This window comes from Saltatorellus ferox, assembly GCA_007751475.1.
Classification (GTDB): Bacteria; Planctomycetota; UBA1135; order UBA1135.
Genome location: CP036434.1, coordinates 1,980,016 through 1,996,422, shown reverse-complemented (window position 1 = coordinate 1,996,422; position 16,407 = coordinate 1,980,016). Strand labels below are relative to the sequence as shown.

17 protein-coding genes are annotated in these 16,407 nt (G+C 66.8%); 8 read left to right on the top strand and 9 right to left on the bottom strand.

Annotated elements, in window-relative coordinates; genetic code table 11:
* Positions 1-87 precede the first annotated feature (87 nt).
* Complete coding sequence (locus tag Poly30_RS07245) at positions 88-1,203, top strand: hypothetical protein (protein ID WP_145195759.1); 1,116 nt, start codon at positions 88-90, stop codon at positions 1,201-1,203.
* A 171-nt stretch (positions 1,204-1,374) separates the two neighbouring features.
* Here the strand turns inward: Poly30_RS07245 and Poly30_RS07240 are convergent, their stop codons facing one another.
* Entirely contained in the window at positions 1,375-2,889 is a 1,515-nt protein-coding gene (locus Poly30_RS07240) for a sulfatase family protein (RefSeq protein WP_419191079.1), read from the bottom strand.
* Positions 2,890-3,512: 623 nt separating this feature from the next.
* On the opposite strand from Poly30_RS07240, the gene Poly30_RS07235 reads away from it, so the two are divergent.
* Entirely contained in the window at positions 3,513-4,985 is a 1,473-nt protein-coding gene (locus tag Poly30_RS07235; protein WP_145195757.1) for a cryptochrome/DNA photolyase family protein, read from the top strand.
* Positions 4,986-5,024: 39 nt separating this feature from the next.
* Here the strand turns inward: Poly30_RS07235 and Poly30_RS07230 are convergent, their stop codons facing one another.
* Together Poly30_RS07230 and Poly30_RS07225 are read right to left on the bottom strand one after the other, a co-directional pair.
* Positions 5,025-5,579, bottom strand: coding sequence for a DUF1579 family protein (locus Poly30_RS07230; protein ID WP_145195755.1), 555 nt, complete (start codon positions 5,577-5,579; stop codon positions 5,025-5,027).
* An 81-nt stretch (positions 5,580-5,660) separates the two neighbouring features.
* Positions 5,661-7,061 (bottom strand): TIGR01777 family oxidoreductase, encoded by a 1,401-nt coding sequence (locus tag Poly30_RS07225; RefSeq protein ID WP_145195753.1) that lies wholly within the window; start codon positions 7,059-7,061, stop codon positions 5,661-5,663.
* A gap of 158 nt (positions 7,062-7,219) precedes the next feature.
* Here Poly30_RS07225 and Poly30_RS07220 point away from each other — a divergent pair, with 158 nt between their 5' ends.
* Positions 7,220-7,924: a pirin family protein gene (locus tag Poly30_RS07220; protein WP_145195751.1), complete on the top strand. Its 705-nt coding sequence runs from the start codon at positions 7,220-7,222 to the stop codon at positions 7,922-7,924.
* On the opposite strand, the gene Poly30_RS07215 is transcribed toward Poly30_RS07220, so the two are convergent.
* The 3 genes from Poly30_RS07215 to Poly30_RS28230 form a co-directional block, all read right to left on the bottom strand.
* The gene (locus Poly30_RS07215) at positions 7,876-9,039 is read right to left on the bottom strand and encodes a YheT family hydrolase (protein WP_145195749.1); all 1,164 of its coding nucleotides are present in this window, start codon (positions 9,037-9,039) and stop codon (positions 7,876-7,878) included. The genes Poly30_RS07220 and Poly30_RS07215 overlap by 49 nt on opposite strands.
* Before the next feature lie 72 nt (positions 9,040-9,111).
* The gene (locus Poly30_RS07210) at positions 9,112-10,347 is read right to left on the bottom strand and encodes a YncE family protein (protein ID WP_419191078.1); all 1,236 of its coding nucleotides are present in this window, start codon (positions 10,345-10,347) and stop codon (positions 9,112-9,114) included.
* Positions 10,348-10,402: 55 nt separating this feature from the next.
* Positions 10,403-10,909, bottom strand: coding sequence for a division/cell wall cluster transcriptional repressor MraZ (locus Poly30_RS28230; protein WP_419191076.1), 507 nt, complete (start codon positions 10,907-10,909; stop codon positions 10,403-10,405).
* A gap of 461 nt (positions 10,910-11,370) precedes the next feature.
* Between Poly30_RS28230 and Poly30_RS07200 the strand changes: the two genes are divergently transcribed.
* The 3 genes from Poly30_RS07200 to Poly30_RS07190 all read left to right on the top strand — a co-directional run bounded on the left by Poly30_RS07200 (position 11,371) and on the right by Poly30_RS07190 (position 13,866).
* A complete protein-coding gene (locus tag Poly30_RS07200; RefSeq protein WP_145195744.1) occupies positions 11,371-12,096 on the top strand; it encodes a PilZ domain-containing protein in 726 nt (241 codons plus the stop codon).
* 79 nt (positions 12,097-12,175) lie between these two features.
* A complete protein-coding gene (locus Poly30_RS07195; protein WP_145195742.1) occupies positions 12,176-13,111 on the top strand; it encodes a helix-turn-helix domain-containing protein in 936 nt (311 codons plus the stop codon).
* Entirely contained in the window at positions 13,108-13,866 is a 759-nt protein-coding gene (locus Poly30_RS07190; RefSeq protein ID WP_145195740.1) for a chalcone isomerase family protein, read from the top strand. Before Poly30_RS07195 ends, Poly30_RS07190 begins: the two co-directional genes overlap by 4 nt.
* Before the next feature lie 83 nt (positions 13,867-13,949).
* Here the strand turns inward: Poly30_RS07190 and Poly30_RS07185 are convergent, their stop codons facing one another.
* From Poly30_RS07185 to Poly30_RS07175, 3 genes are read right to left on the bottom strand one after another with little or no spacing between them, the layout of a single operon-like run.
* Positions 13,950-14,690 (bottom strand): phosphatase PAP2 family protein, encoded by a 741-nt coding sequence (locus tag Poly30_RS07185; protein ID WP_145195738.1) that lies wholly within the window; start codon positions 14,688-14,690, stop codon positions 13,950-13,952.
* The gene (locus Poly30_RS07180; RefSeq protein ID WP_145195736.1) at positions 14,687-15,217 is read right to left on the bottom strand and encodes a DUF1269 domain-containing protein; all 531 of its coding nucleotides are present in this window, start codon (positions 15,215-15,217) and stop codon (positions 14,687-14,689) included. Before Poly30_RS07180 ends, Poly30_RS07185 begins: the two co-directional genes overlap by 4 nt.
* A gap of 1 nt (position 15,218) precedes the next feature.
* Complete coding sequence (locus tag Poly30_RS07175) at positions 15,219-15,479, bottom strand: DUF7218 family protein (protein ID WP_145195734.1); 261 nt, start codon at positions 15,477-15,479, stop codon at positions 15,219-15,221.
* 132 nt (positions 15,480-15,611) lie between these two features.
* On the opposite strand from Poly30_RS07175, the gene Poly30_RS28225 reads away from it, so the two are divergent.
* Together Poly30_RS28225 and Poly30_RS07165 are read left to right on the top strand one after the other, a co-directional pair.
* Positions 15,612-15,914 (top strand): YbeD family protein, encoded by a 303-nt coding sequence (locus tag Poly30_RS28225; protein ID WP_419191075.1) that lies wholly within the window; start codon positions 15,612-15,614, stop codon positions 15,912-15,914.
* Positions 15,915-15,925: 11 nt separating this feature from the next.
* Complete coding sequence (locus Poly30_RS07165; protein ID WP_145195730.1) at positions 15,926-16,390, top strand: PGPGW domain-containing protein; 465 nt, start codon at positions 15,926-15,928, stop codon at positions 16,388-16,390.
* Positions 16,391-16,407 lie beyond the last annotated feature (17 nt).

Genomic DNA, 16,407 nt, shown 5'->3' with positions numbered 1-16,407 from the left:
GGACCGCGTGCGGACGCCGCTTTCCCCGCGCTGAAGGAAGCGATGGCGCGCTTCCACCGTGATGACCCGCAGCGTTACGCTCTGTCCATGCGGACCCTCTCGGTGCTTTCCCTCAGCCTCGGTTGCGGCTTTCTCGCGGCGGGTGTATCGGCGTGGAACGCGCAGGTCCGTCCGCGCGCCGTCGAATCGCGAAAGATCCCGGGATTTCTCGGCGCTGCGGACTGGGAGGAGGCGATCGACACCGCGCGCGTCCGCGGTTCGAAGCTGATCCTGCTGTTCGCGAACGTCGGTACCGAGCTGACTCGACCGGGTGGTGCGCTCGAGGACCGAGAGGTGCAAACCGCGCTCGCCGCCTTCGTGCCGGTGGTGGTCTGGCTCGACGGTCCGGCGAGCGATCGCGAGCTGGCGAGGCGGCTCGACGTGGCGGCGGCGCCCCTCTGGCTCGTGCTCTCATCGGCCGAGTCAGCGCCTGTTTGCGTGGATGCGCTCGAGCCGGTCACGGGCGCCCGCTTCGAGCGCTACGGACTCTGTGCAGAGCTCCTGCGCGCCGCCGAGGGACGAAACGCACTCCAGGGCCTTCGGGCCCGCGCGCAAGCAGGAGACCAAGGGACGGGCGAAGGAGCCGTGCTGGCGCTGGCCCTGCGACTGGAAGCGGCGGGCGACTGGAAAGGCGCAGCTCAGCTCATCGAGGAGGCGCGGCCGGCCGCGCCGTCCGCGCGCAGCCCCCTGGCTCGCTACGAGCGGCTCTCCGCGGCGATGCGCGCCGATCCGGCGCCCTCGGGAGCGGCCGATCGGGAGTCCGCGCTGGAAGAAGCACTCTTGACCGAGAACGACAGCACGCTTCTCTACATGGGCTGGACCCGCGTCGCGAGCGAACTGGAGCGCAGCGCGGGCGCGGCTGCGTCGAGCCCCGGGGGTAGCCACCTGGGGGTTCCGAGTGCGCGCTGGGAACGGCGCCTGCGGGAGACGACGCGCAGGGCCTGGATCGCCTGCCCGGATGAGCTGGTGCTCCCGTTCGGCGCCCTGCTGGTCGAACGATTCGCGCGGGCTCCCCGCGATCTGGATTCACTCGACAAGGCCTTCCTGGGCGCGGTGATCCGCACGATGGCGCAGGCAGAGGGCGCTGACGCGGACCCTGGCCGCGTGTGGCTCACACGATCCCGGGCCACGCTCGGTTCCATCCTCCAGAACCGCCCCCGATAGCGAACGCCCTCAACCGCGACGGGCGTCGGCGCCAATGCCGAACCTGGCGCTACCGAACCCGACCCAAAGCCGCCACGTTTCGATTCGAAGTGAAACCTTTCGAATCGAAACGTGGCGGCTTTGGGTCGGGTTCGGTAACGCCAGGAAACGGCGGTCCGTTGCATCGGAAGGTCAGTTGGCGCGGTGGGACTCCAGCTCCTTGGCCAGCGTGGCGGCGAGGGTAGGGTAGGTCTTCAGAAGATTGGTCCTTTGGGAAAGGTCCTGGGAGAGGTCGAAGAGCCAGGCTCCCTCTTCCGATTCCGCTTGCGATTCCTCCGCGGCGTACCAGGCGGGGATTCGGTTGTGGGTTCCCTTCGCTGCGTTGAGGTAGAGCCAGTGGTCTTTTCGGAGGGCCCAAACTCCGGGGTAGGTGTTGTGAACGTGATGCTGGCGGATCGAGTCGGACTTGGATTCCCAGACGGGAAGCTGGTCCAGGCTGTCCCTCGCGACCCCCTCAGGGAGGGAGTGATTCAGAATCTTCGCGAAGGTTCGGAAGAGGTCGACCTGGGAGATCAGAGCGCTCGAGACAGTGCCCGGCTTGATGTGGCCTGGCCAGCTCACGATGAATGGGACCCGGTGGCCCCCTTCGAACACGTCGCGTTTGACTCCACGAAGAGGGCCCATGCTTCTGTGGTTCACGGCGCGCGTTCTCTCGTAGGCGTACGCCTCCGGGCCGTTGTCCGAGGTGAACACGATCAGCGTGTTCTCCGTCAGGCCGCGCTCTTCCAGGGCGTTCAGCACTTCCCCCAGGTGAGCGTCGCTCTGGTGAAGGAAGTCGCCGTAGCCCCCCGCTTTCGTCGTACCGCGGAACTCACCGGCCGGCGTGATGGGCGCGTGGGGCGACGTCCACGGAAAGAAGAGGAAGAACGGACGCTCCGTTCGGACAGGCTCCTTCAACCACTCCACCACCCGCGCCGTCAAGCGCGGCATCACCATGTCCTGGCGCCACCCCTCCACCATCGGCCCCGGACGGCTTTCGGGCGATCCCTCCGTCGGCCTCGGTGCCACCACGAGCGGCACGGTCGGCGCAGTCACCATCCGGTCGTCTTGGATCCACCCGTAGGGCGGGAAGTTGGGCACGTCATCCCCGAAGTAGTGGTCGAATCCATGCGCCAGCGGTCCGTCCGGAATCGGCTGGCTCCAATCGAAGTCCCCCGGCGCGTAACCGACTCCTTCGACAGCGCTCGCCCCCTCCCTTCGAAGAGCCTCCCAGTCCCATCCAAGATGCCATTTGCCTATGCATGCCGTGTCATAGCCGCACTCCCGGAACATCTCCGCCATCGTCAGATCCTCGGGCACGAAGACACTCGGCCCGAACGCGTTCACGATCTCGTGGAAGCGCCGCCAGTGGTGCATCCCCGTCAAGAGCGCGAACCGGCTCGGCGTGCAGATCCCCGATGAACTGTGAGCATCCGTGAAGCGCATCCCCTGCGCCGCCAGGCGGTCCAGGTTCGGCGTGGGGATCTTCGATTCCGTGTTCTGTACGCCCAGGTCGCCCCAGCCCATGTCGTCGGCATACACGAGCAAGACATTGGGGCGGGGCGGCCGCGGAGTCCCAGGAGCGACCTGGAGCGACATTACCGACCCGAGGAGCACCCAAGGAACCCAGGAGAACCCACCCTCGACAGACAAGGAAGCTAGCGGCATGGGGTCCATGCTAGCCTGCATTATTCACGAGTTTGCACCACCAGCACGCCCAAACCACGCCGTGGCGGCGTCAGACGGCAGCGTTTGGCTGCCGCCCGCTTCGCGGGCTCCCTCACAGAATGCTCGACGGGCCTACGGGCCCGCCTCCGCTTCGTTCGGTCGTCTTCCTTGCCACGCCGCGGTTTGAACGCACTGGTGGAGCAAACTTGTGAATAATGCAGGCTAGGAGTGTGCGCCACAGAATGCGATTCCGCGGGCACCGCCTGAGCTGGAACCGACGCGGCGGTTCTGAACCAGGCGGTACCGAACCTGGCGGTACCGAACCCGACCCAAAGCCGCCACGTTTCGAATCGAGGACAAACCCTTCGATTCGAAACGTGGCGGCTTTGGGTCGGGTTCAGTACCGCCACGTTTCGAATCGAGGACAAACCCTTCGATTCGAAACGTGGCGGCCTTGGGTCGGGTTCAGTACCGCCATTGGGTCGGATTCAGTACCGCCAGGTTCAGGACCGCCGACTCCCCCGCCCGAAAAGTGCGTCGATTCACCACCCTTCAGGTCTGGACTCCCCGCAGATTACGAATCAGCGCAACTGCGACGGGCGACCGCGCGAACCCCACTTATCATGCTGGCACCTGACTCGAGACTTGCCGTCGCGAATGACAAGCCCGTCCGCGAGGATGGACGCTACGTCGTCTACTGGATGATCGCCCAGCGGCGCACCCGCTATCACTTCGGACTGCAGCACGCGCTCCAGCGTGCACGGGATCTCGAGGTGCCCCTCGTGGTCGTCGAGGCGCTCTCCTGCAGCTACCGCTGGGCGAGCGACCGCATGCACTCCTTCGCCATCGACGGCATGCGCGAGCAGCAGGGCACCTTCGAGAGCACCCCCATCGAGTACTACCCGTACGTCGAACCTGAGAAGGACGCGGGCCAGGGTCTTCACGAGGCCCTGGCCAAGGAGGCCTGCCTCTACGTGACCGACCACTGGCCCTGTTTTCACCTGCCGAAATGGGTCGACATGGTGGCCTCGGCCATCGACGTGCGCATGGAGACCGTGGACTCGTGCGGGATCCTCCCCGTGCGCTCCATCGAGAAGCCCTTCGCCCGCGCCCACGACTTCCGTCGGCAGATGCACCGGGACGTTCACGACGCGCTGCTGGAGATGCCGCTCGCCTATCCTCTGAAGGGCTCGCCCCCGCCGGACTTCGACGGGTTCCCCGCGGGCTTCGAGAAGAAGTTCCCGCGCACCGATCTGGAGGCTCTCGATCTCGCGGATCTGCCGATCGACCACGACGTCCCGCCGGTCGAGAACGCCCCGGGCGGCCAGACGGAAGGCCTCCGTCGACTCGACCGCTTCATCGAAGAGCGGCTGCAGAACTACCTCGATCGGAACCAGCCGGAAGCGGACGCCGCGAGCGGTCTTTCGCCCTGGCTCCACTGGGGCCACGTGTCGGCCCACGAGGTCTTCCAGCGCGTCGCGGACGAGGAGGGCTGGGATCCGAGCGCCATCGAGGGGCAGAAGGCCACCGGCAAACGCGAGGGCTGGTGGGGCATGAGCGCCGCGGCCGAGGGCTTCCTCGACGAACTCATCACCTGGCGCGAGGTCTGCTTCAACACCTGCCAGAACCGCCCGAAGGACTACGGCAAGTACGAATCCCTGCCCGACTTCGCGAAGAAGACGCTGGCGGAGCACGCGGACGACAAGCGCCCGCACGTCTACAGCCTGGAAGAGTTCGAAAAGGCGAAGACCCACGACGAACTCTGGAACGCGGCGCAGAACCAGCTGCGCCGCGACGGGATCATCCACAACTACCTGCGGATGCTCTGGGGCAAGAAGATCCTGCACTGGGCCGAAAGCCCACAGGAAGCTCACCGGATCATGGTCGAGCTCAACAACAAGTACGGACTCGACGGGCGCGATCCGAACTCATGGGGAGGGATCATGTGGACGCTCGGCCGCTACGACCGCGCGTGGGGCCCGGAGCGAGAGATCTTCGGCAAGGTGCGCTACATGACGAGCGACAACACCGCGCGAAAGGTGCGGGTGAAGAACTACGTCTCGAAGTACGCCAGTACCGGATCTCTCTTCGAGTGACCCGCGCGCGGCTCCAACGTGGGGAGCCACGCGCGACCTCTACTTCTTGCGCTTCATGGAGATGGTCATCTGATGCATCTCCTCGTCGCCTTCGCCTGCGTAGAACTTGTTCACGTAGGTGTCCTTCGTGTACTTCGTCGTCGAGCGATGCGGCACCAGCTCGTCGCTGCCGGGCAAGGGAGCTTCCCACTTCATCTCCATCTCGCCCGCCTCGTTCATCGTGCCGTGCATCACCATGAACGACGAGTCGGTGTTCTGGATCCAGGTGCCAACGAACTTCTTGGTCTTCGGATCGAAGCCCATGACGCCGGTGCCGCTGTAGGCCATCCCCATGAAGTCGGACTCGAACATCGACTGGGTCCAGAACGGGCCGAAGGCGGTGATCGTATCGGTGGCCGGGAACTTGCCTTCCATGCCGGGCATCATCATCTCCAGCGTGCCCTCCCACTCGCCCACGCTCTCCATGAGCATCCCGTGTTCGCGGGTGGGCGCCTCGGCCTCCTGTGGAGCGGTGGATCGGAGGGCCAGCGTGGTCGCGGCGGCGGCGGCGGAAAGGAGCAGCGCGGAAACGCAGAGCGTCTTGAGGTTGAGCATGGGAAGGGTCCCCCGGATCTATCCGGGAAAGAAGTAACGGACGGTGAGCGCGCCGAGCGGCGCGCCCGTGACCCCGACATTCTACTGCCGCTTCCCGAGTGCGTGCATGAGCGCCCCTTCAAGGTGCGGATGGTGAAAGCGGAAGCCCGCGCTCTCCAGAGCGGCCGGCACGACCCGCACGCTGGCGAGCAGCATCTCCTGGGCCTGCTCCTTCCCGAGAGCCGCCTTCAGGCCGAACTCCGGCACGGGAAGGATCGTCGGGCGCCCGAGCACCTTGCCGAGCGTCTTCGTGAAGTCCGCGTTCGTGACCTCTCCAGGCGCGACGAGGTTCGCGGCGCCCCGCAGCCCGGTGTCGAAGAGTCCGCGGTGGAACGCGCCGATGACGTCGTCCAGCGCCACCCACGGGAACCACTGCTCGCCGCTTCCGAGCTTGCCGCCGACGCCCGCCTTGAACGCAGGCAGCATGGTGGCGAGCGCCCCGCCGCCCGGGTCGAGCACGACGCCGAGGCGAAGCTTCACCCCGCGTACGTCGCCCTGGACGCGGTCCGCTTCCGCCTCCCACGCGGCGCAGGTCTCCGCGAGGAACCCCTCCCCCATGGCCGCTTCCTCGGTCAGCTTCTTGTCGCCACGATCGCCGTACCAGCCAATCGCGGATGCCGACACGAACGCCGCCGGCGGCCTGTCCAGCCGCCCGATGGCGTCGACGATCGTGCGCGTTCCAAGGACGCGGCTCTCCTCGATACGGCGCTTCTTGTCCTCGGTCCACCGCAGGCCAAAGATCGACTCACCCGCCAGGTGCACGATGCCGTCGATACCTTCGAGGCGCGCGTGATCGACCTCGCCGTCCCTCGGGCTCCAGCGCACCTCGTGCGGCGCACGGGGCTCGCGACGGACGAGCTCCAGCACCCGGTGGCCACCGGTGCGCAGGAACGCCGCCAGCGAGCTGCCGACGAGCCCGCTGGCCCCCGTGATCGCGATCGTCTTGCCGCTGAATCCCTGGGCCGCGGCGTCCGCGTGGCACTCGAGGTCGTGCAGCATCACCCGATGCCTCCAGGCGAACATCCGAGCGAGCTTCGTCCGCGTGAAGCCGCCCCCGAAGAGGCGGCCCAGCCCACCCAGAGGCAGCTCGTAGTCGATGTGATCGGTCAGCGTCGAGGCTCCGTCGCCAGCGGCCTCGACCTGGTGACGGTGTACCCAGCTCTTGAATGGCCCGGAGAGCGAGCGGTCCACGAAGAAGGTCGCCTCGGCATCGAGCTCGGCGATCTCCGCTTCCCAGTCGATGCCGACCGGCCCGACGCCGAGCCGGATCGTCGTTCGAGCGCCCTGTTCGAGCCGCTCCTCGGGCCCGCTGCCACTCTTGACGCTGGCGTTGTCCCAGGGCGGGAGCAGCCGCCGGAGCGCGCCCGGGCGGACGTGCCACTCGAAGGTTTCCCGGGCAGAAACGGGACAGCGGACGGTTCGTTCGAAGGTCTGGGGGCTCATGGGGAGGATCTTCGCCCAGGAGGCACGCGCAGCCTCAGGAATGGATGAAAAAGGAGCAGCGCAAGTCGCCCTCGGAGGGCGACTTGCTCTCCGCAGGCAGCTCTGCCCGACTACCCGCGGGTTCCACGCGGCTGTTTTCCGCCCAAGATCGGCCCGCCATGAAGAAGATTCGCAGGTCCGAAGCACGCGGCCACGCCGACCACGGCTGGCTCGACACCCACCACTCGTTCTCCTTTGCCGGGTACCACGATCCCGATCACATGGGCTTCCGCGCCCTCCGCGTCCTGAACGAGGATCGCGTCGCGGCCGGCCGTGGATTCGGACAGCACCCGCACCGGGACATGGAGATCGTCTCGATCGTCCTGGACGGCGCGCTGGAGCACAAGGACAGCATGGGCACCGGCTCGGTCCTTCATCCCGGGGACGTCCAGGCCATGTCAGCAGGCACAGGCGTGGTCCACTCCGAGTTCAACGGTTCGAAGACGGACCCGGTCCACTTCCTTCAGATCTGGATCGAACCCGACGCGTCTGGCACGAAGCCGCGCTACGACGAGCGACGTTTCACCCCGGAGTCCATGCAGGATCGGTTCGCGCTGGTCGTGTCCGAGGACGGTCGCGACGGTTCGATCGAGATCGGGCGCGACGCTCGGATGTGGCGAGGCCAGTGGAGCGCGGCAGGCGATGCGGAGGTCGAGCTGAAGGGCGCCGGTCGCCACGCCTGGGTCCACGTCATCCGAGGCGAAGCCGCGGTCGACGGCGAGGCGCTCGGGGCCGGTGATGCGATCGGGCTGAGCGATGTCGCGACCGTCCGCGTTCAGCCAGGAGCGTCTGGCGCGGATGTGCTCGTCATCGACCTCGACTGATCGGCGCTCGCGAGGACGAGCTGTTCGCAGTAGTGCAGGACGGCCCCCGCGAGCCAGCGGGAACCAAGTCCCCGGAGTTCACCTGCAGGATCGAGGCCGGCGACCCGCGCGGTCGTTGGCTGCGAGAGGTAGCCGAGGTGGCCGCCCACAGGCTCCAGATGAACGAAGGCGGCGGTTCCCCGCGCGGCGGACGTGATGTCCTCCGGTGCGATGAACGGATCATCGTCGGCGGACAGGATCACGGCAGGTCGCCGCAGCGTGGCGAGCCGCGGCCCGGAGGAGCAGTCCGCGTAGTACTCGTCGGCGCTCCCGTAGCCCGCCTGGGGTGCGGTGACGGCCTCATCGGCGCCGCGCACCGAGGCTCCTTTCGGAATCATGACCGAGTCGGGCAGCCACCCGCGCGACCTGCGCGCGGCCACCGATTCCCGCATGCCGCGCACGAAGTTCCGGTCGTAGAGACGATTCACGCCGGTCTCGATCCGGATGGCGCAGGCCCGCAGATCGACCGGCGGATTGACCGCGAGTACGCCGTCGGGGAGGCTCGCCGGATCGGACGCGTCGCCCTTCTCGGTGACGCCGAGAAGCGCCGTGTTGGCCGAGAGGGAGAAGCCTACGGCGAGGTGCAGGAGGTCTGGATGGAGCGCGCGCCCCTTGCCGACGGCTGCCCACAAGTCAGGGAAGCTCCCGGAGTGATAGAGCCGCTTCGCGAGCCCCGCGCCCGGCCCCTGACCGCGGTGGTTGAAGCCGATGACGCGCGCCCCGTGGCGGCGCAGAACGGCGGCGCACATGCGCATGTAGTTGGAGTCCGTCGAGCCGGTGAGACCGTGCATCAAATGAACCGCGACGCCGTCGAGTCGCCCCGAGGACAGGGGCCCCGACGACAGGGGCGCCGACGACAGGGGTGCCGCGTCGACGATCACCAGGCGGTCCCCCTCCGTGACGGGCACCTCGTGGAACCGGATGCGACCGTCACCGGCGGGCACGAGGGCTTCACCCGGAGCGCGAAGGGTGTAGGCGAGCAGCGTCTGCGCGTGCCCTCCGCGGGCCCAGATCGGAGCTCGGAGCGGGGCGACGTGGCGCTGGATCGAGTTCGTCGTCGGAACGGGTGCGGGCATGGTGCACGCAGAGCCTATCGAGTCCCGGCCCGGAGCGTGCTCCAGCGAGAGCAGACCGGGGCAGCCAATGGGTCAACGCGGCTTCTTCTCGCCGGCCGAGCGAGCTTCCGATGTCTCGACGACCGAGCTGGTCTCCAGCTGATGCTCCATACCCACCCGGGACCATCCCAGGTCGGTCGGCGCGGTGGCGGTGGGCATCGTCCGGACGACTTTCCAGGTGGACAGGTCGATCTCGTGGAGCTGGTCGCTGCGGCGAGTCGCGACGTAGGCGTGCTTGCCGTCCGGGCCCATCAGGATCCGCGTCGGGAGCGGACTGCGGCCGAAGTGGCCGGGCATCGTCACGGGGCGCGCGAGCGCCTGCTCGCGCGTCACTCGCTCGAGGTCCACGAGGGTTCGAATGCGGCGAGACTCCGAGTTGAAGACGGAGATGTTGCCCTCCTGCATGTTCACGACGAGCGCGTACTTGCCGTCGGGCGTGAAATCGATGTCGCTGGGCATGGCGCCACACGCGAACTCGAGGCGCTCTTCCTGCTCGTCCACGTCGATCACGGAGATCGAGTTGGTCTGGGTGTTGGCGAGCCAGATCTCGTTTCGAACGGGATGCAGCGCCATGCCGGCAGGTCCGCCGCCCGCTTCGATCGACTTCACGAGGCGCATGCGGTCGAGCTTGACGACGCTGACGGTGCCAGAATCTCGGTTCGCCACGAAGGCAAATCGCCCCGAGTGGTCGACGACGACGGCGTTGGAACCGTTGGCCTCCAGCAAGCAGTCCCCGATCACCCGGGCTTCGACGAGGTCGACGAGGAGCAGCGCTCCCTCGACCTCACAGCTCACGACGACGCGTTTCTTCCCCGGAATGAACGCGATCCCCGACGGACGGTGATACGAGCGCGTGGTGATCGACTGATCCGGATTCTGACGCGTGACCTCCAGCGGAATGGTCCGGACGAGGTTCGTCGCATGCAGGTCGACGATGCAGATCGAGTTGCCGGAAAGCTGATCCCCGCGGTTCGTCACCACCGCGGTGCGACCGTCCTCGGTGATCGCCACCGAGTCAGGGCTGAGGCCGACGCGGAAGAACGCCGTCCGAGCCCCTGTGGCAGGGTCCTGCATGACGAGAGCATGCTCCTTGGCGCTGACGACGACCATCGAGTCCGAGGAGCGCTGGCGCGCGGCGCCAGGCTTCGAACCTGTCGCCGTCGTCCCGCCCGAATACGACGCTTCCGCGGGCGCCGTCTGCAACGACACCCTGCTCCCGGCCGCGAAAGCGACCAGGCCCAGGACGAGAAGGGTACGAGCGGGGGGCATACAGGCCTTTCGTCGGCGCGCGCACACCGCCTGCATGAGACGAAACCGGCTCCCTTCAGCTTTCAGGATCCGGCGCTGGGCCGGCCGAGTCGCCGCCCATGAGTTCGTCGAGATCAGCGGCAAGCGACTTTCGAGCCGAATCGGAAAACTGTTCCCATCCCTCCGCGCTCCAGAGCCGGATCTCGCGGAAGGCCCCCGTGAGGACAGCGTCCCGCCGATCCGGCTTCGAACGATCGAGCCCCACCAGGGTGAGAAGCGCGTCCGCGACCCGGATCCGGCCCTGCTTGTCGCACTTCACCGGCCCTGAATGGGACGCGATGGTCAGGAGCGTGCGACGGTCCTGCTGGCGAAGAATCTCCCGCGCGCCGAGCAGCTCCCGGCACCACCGCTCCCAGTCCGCGCGCGGACGCAGACAGAGGCTGCCGTCCCCATCGAGCGACGCCATCAGTCCGAAATCGGCCTGGCGAAAGTTGATCTCGTCCCTCAGCGCGGTCGGGAGCTGAATCCTCCCCTCCGTGTCGAGGGTGGCCTGGTGGGTGCCAAGGAACTGGGAGGTCGACATGGTGGAGGGCGCGCTGGCCGTGCCAGCGGCGCCTATCCCAACACGCCACCAATCAAAGCGCAAGCCATGTGGATAAGTTGCCCCGGGGCCCCAACCCGCCGCCGTGCTAGAGCAACTTATCCACACTCTGAAGATTTTTGCCCCAAAGTTGCCCCAACCCGGCGACCCCATCCGGATACGCCCACGAACCGATCCATCCACGGGGCAATTGCGCCCCAGATAGCCCCCCTGACCATCGGCGCCCCGGCGCCGTCGCGGACCCTTTTCCCACGGTTCTCCCACACGGCAGAGGCGCCCCGGGTGCACGGGCCCCACGGACGTGGACAGATAGGGGAAAGTTGCAGCACCTACCCTCAAGAACCTCCTGAGGGGCGCCCGATCTTTCCCGCATGGCGCGCCGTGCATCGACAAGTCCGGGGTCGGGATCCCCCAGCGCAACTCCCCTCGCATCCAGCTCGGCGGTGACTCTCTTCCTGGTCTCCGGAGAGATCCTCGACGGCGAGATCCTCAGCGGAGACGGCCGGTCCATCGTCGTGGGGCTGCCCGCCTCGAAGCGCGGCAGGATTCCCCTGGGGCAGCCGATCGGGTTCGAGCTCAAAGGAGAGGCGCCGGGAAGGTCCACCGGGAAGCCCCAGCGCATCTCCGTCGTGGCCACCAAGAACGATGAACAGGACAGCATCAGCACCGTCCGCCTCGTCCTCAGCAATCGCGCCACCATCGAAGGCTCGCCCGGCAGCCTCCAGACGGCGCTGTTCAACGAGCGTGCCGCGTTCCGCCTCCCCGTCCACCGGGACACGGTCCAGGCCACCACGATCTGCTCCGTGACCCCTTCCACCCGCGCGACGCGCCCGGGCGGCGCCCGCGCGAGCGTCCGCGGCTCACGCTTCAAGGCGACGCTCCTCGACGTTTCCTTCGACGGCATCGGCGTGCTCGTCACCGAGGAAACGGACGCAGGGCTCAAGGGAGCCGAGAGCGTCCACCTCGAAATCGCCACGCACCTCGGGCAGATCACCGTCGAGGGACTCATCTGCCATCGCAAAGAGCTCCCGAGGGGCGGAGGCGTCCGCTATGGAATCGCAGCGGGAGCGTCCCGGACGGCCCGCTGGAAAGAAGCGGACGAACGACTCCTGAGGCGTTTCGTTACAGAACAGCAACGTTCGTCCCTCGAGCGACTTCGACGGGCCTGAGCGCGATCTCCTCCTCCGCGGGCGGCAGAACTGCCTGATTTGCCTACGGGAATGAAATTGCTGTTATCGTGGGCGAATCATGCCGATTCGACCCCGATCCACACAGCCCACCAGCCAGCCCGTCGAACACATCTTTCCGGACTGGGGGGTCGACGTCTTCGAGAGTCACCACACCGCAGGATGGACGATGCCTGCGGCGACCCATGACTTCCTGAAGATCGTCGTCGTCCACGACGGAGAAGGAGCCCTGGCCCGCGGAGATGAGCGCGTTCCCTGCAAACGCGGAGACGCCCTCGTGATTCCGGCCGGGACCTCCCACGAGATCATCGACTCCGAAACATCGCCGATGTCGCTCTACGTCGTCAGCATCCGCCCGCGCGTGATGGAGACCGCCTGCCTCGACGCTGGCATCCTCCCCACCGGCGTGCTCCGCCTCGGCAGCCACTCGGCCGAGAAGATCGAGCGCAGCATGCGGCGCCTGCTTTTCGAACAGACCCTCGGCCTCCCCACCACCGGCGCACAGATGGTCGCTCTGGCCCTACGCCTGCTCGTCGACGTGGCGCGCGTCGGAACGTTCATCCAGACCGAGCCGCCCGCGGGCACGGTTCAGTCACCGGTCCGCGGCACCGATAGCTCGACGCGCATGCGCAGCTACGTCGAGGACCTGTCCGAGAACTTCTTCGAGGCGACGAACCTCGACTCGGCCGCATCGATGCTCGGGCTTTCGCGCCGCCGCTTCACGCAGCTCTTCCGCGAGGTGACGGGAACGTCGTGGCTCTCGTACGTCCGCAAGCTGCGCATCGATCACGCCAAGAAGCTCCTGGAATCCACCGATCGCACCGTCCTTTCGGTCGCCTTCGAGTGCGGCTTCGAAGACCTCTCGACTTTCTATCGCGCGTTCAAGCGCGAAACGGACGAGTCGCCCAACAAGTGGCGCACCACGCGCCAGGACGATGAGCCTGGCGCTTCCCAGAACCTCCAAGACCCCGCTCAACGGAACGGGGAGGTCGCATGAGCCTGATCTACACCGCACCCTGCCTTCTCGTCCTCGCTTTCACCGCACCCGCCCTTCCGGTCACGTCCGTGGTCGCGCCCGTTTCCGTCGCGCAATCGGTGCAGACGGCCAAAGAGAGCGAGAGTGGGCATCGCTACCCCGTCACAACGCCGTCGACACTCAAGGCGGAAGACGCCAAGAAGGAAGGCGTGAAGCCTCTCACGCTCGACCTGCTCGGGATGGGCATTCGCGAGAAGACGATCTTCAACGTGAACGTCTACTCGTACGCGCTGTACGTCGATGACGAGACGGTCCAGTCGGAGCTGAAGAAGTGGAAGGGGATGTCCGCCTCCAAGGTCGGAAGCGATGGCGCGCTCTTCGCGAAGCTTCTCAGCCAGACCGGCACGAAAGAACTTCGGCTGCGGTTCTGCCGGAACGTCGACGCCGAGGACGTGGTGAGCGCGTTCGAGGACTCGCTGAAGCCGCGCATTCTCGAGATGAAGAAGGCCGAGAAGGGCACCGAAGCCGAGAAGCTCGCGAACCTGACGACCTTCCGCAAATTCTTCAGCCTCGACAAGCTGAAGGACGGGAACGAGCTGCGCTTCACGTGGCACCCGGACGGGACGCTGTCGACGGTCGTGAACGGCGAGCGCAAGCCTGACGTGATGGCGCCCGCGCTGGCCATGGCCATGTTCGACGTGTACCTCGGTGCGAAGCCGATCTCGAAGTCGAGCAAGAAGAAACTGGTCAAGCGGCTACCCGAAATCATCGAGTGATCGATCGGACTCGGGGCTGAGGCGCTTGCGCCCCGGCCCTGAACCGGCCGCGGCCCCGGCCCCGGCCCCGGGGGAGGACCTGGCTACAGATACTGCCTCTGCTTGAGCACCACGGCAAGGCACGCGGAAGCCGCCGCCCACGAAACGCCGATCACCCAGCCGGCCAGAACGTCGGACGGCCAGTGAACCCCGAGGTAGAGGCGGCTCGCGCCAATGCAGAGCGCCGCGAACGCCGCCAGCAGCAGTACGTAGACCTTCAGACGTCTGCGCTGGAGGAGGGTGGCTGCGAGGGCGCCCAGAGTGAGGTACGCGAGCGCCGACGTGGCGGCGTGACCGCTCGGGAAGCTGCGCGTGAACACCTCCGCCTGCGCGGCGACGAGGTCCGGTCGGGGACGGTCGATGCCGTGCTTCAGCAGGAACGTGAGAACGGTGCCGGTGCTGATGGTGAGGACGAGATACGCAGCGCCCCGCGGATTCCCCACGAGAAGGAGCGCGATCGCCGCACTGAGCACGGTCCATCCAATGACGACCGTGCTCCCGAGCGCCGTCACATCACGCACCGACTCTTCGAGCCAGCCAGGACCGATGGGATCACTTCCGTCCGTGCCGCTACGCAGCGCGAGAAGGATGCGCTCGTCCCAGACGCGAAACTCTCCCTCGAAGACTTCCTCTGCGATCTCGGCCACCGCCATCCCGCCGAGAGCGATCGCGAGCGCGGCGAGCGCGACCGGAAAGAGCGGCCAGTCTCGTAGCTTCCTGGCGTAACTCTCGGCGAGCCGAAAGAGGCGATGCGTCGTCAGTGAATCGACCGTGCGGCCCTTCACTTCGTCGCGCTGGCCCCATGAGCCTGTGTATTCTCGAGCGCCCGGGATTCATCCAGGGCGGCGCGCAGCTTCTGCTCGTCCGAGTGGGAAAGGGACGTGCGGAGAATCTTGCCGCCGTGGAGGTCCAGTTCTTCGAGGACCTTGTCCGCCGTCGCGTGTCGCACGAGGACGAAGAGCGCGGACGAGGTCGGCGTCATCGTCCCGGCCAGCTCCTTCATGAACTTGTCGTTGATCCCGACGTCGTTGAGAGCGCCGACGACGGCACCCCACGCGCTTCCGGCCACCAGTCCGAAGAGTGGATTCAGGAACAGCAGCCCGATGAGCGTACCCCAGAAGCCGCCGCTCACGGCGCCCACGACGGGCAGGTTGTAAAGCTGCCGGAGCTTCACCTTGCCGCTGTCGTCGCGGTAGGCCACGACGGCGTCTTCGATGTCGACGAGGTGCTCTCGCTGGAGCTTGACGAGGTCGAGGCGAACCTGTTCCGCCTGGTGGCGGTCAGGAAAGGAGACGGCGATGAGGTCGGACATATCAGTGTTGGCGAAGCGCCTGGATGAGTTCGGACTTGGACATGGATGAGCGCCTCTGGACATCGAGGTCCTGGGCCCGCTCGTAGAGATCGTCCTTGGTCCATTCTTCGTAGGGCGGGGCCTGGGCCCCCTTGGAAGACGGATGCATGGAATCGTTCGCCTGCGCGTTGGCGATCCGCGCGGCCTTCTCCTTGCTGGCGCCCTTGTCGCGAAGGGCCTCGTAGGTGTCCTCGTTCTTGATTCGGGGGTCAGGGGGAGTCATGTCGAAAGTGTCCACCCCGCGAGTACGGAGGAGATCAGGCTGACCTCAAGCACCGCTCATCCCGCTGCCCGTGGAGCGACGAGAACGGGCTCCAAGGTTGACTCACCGCGCCGCCGGCCCAAGATGGCGCAGATGCCGCCGCCCTCCGAACCCGACAAGCTGCCGAGCCGCGAGCTCCTCGAGCAGCGCCACTCGTTCCCCTGCCGCTACACCTTCAAGGTGATCGGCGAGGCCGACGAGGGTCTGCAGGGGCGCGTGACGGACTGCATTCAGCGGGAACTCCGCACGAACATGCAGCCGCCCTCCAGCATCCGCACGACCAAAGGCGGTCGCCACCAGAGCGTCACCGTCGAGCCGACGTGCCCTGATGCCGACGCGGTTCTGCGGCTCTACGCGGAGCTGAGAAAGGTCGAAGGCGTGATGTTCCTGTTTTGACCGGCGATCCGATGGGGATCGCTTCAGGTTGGACCGAGCGTTTCCAGACTTACTTCGCCGAGCACCACGCGCTCTTCGGCTGGTTGACGACCGGCTCGGTCGTTTTCCTCGTGGTCAGCCTGTTCGGCCTCCCGTGGCTGATCGGCCGACTGCCGTCGGACTACTTCACCGCCGACGGCCAGGAGCGGATTCATCGTGAGCGCCGCGAGCGCAACACGCACAGGGCGCTCGCGTTCCTCCTGCACGGGATCCGCAACCTGGTGGGCGTCGTCGTCGCGCTCGCCGGAGTCGCCATGCTCGTGCTCCCGGGCCAGGGCATCCTCGCCATCCTCGTCGGGATGATGCTCATCGACTACCCGTTCAAGCACCGCTTCGAGCGCTGGCTCATCGCCAAGCCCACCATCCACCGCCCGCTGAACTGGCTGCGGCGAAAGGTCGATCGCGAGCCGTTCGTCATCGCAGACGGCGGGCCCTGATCGAACCGCTTCGCCCG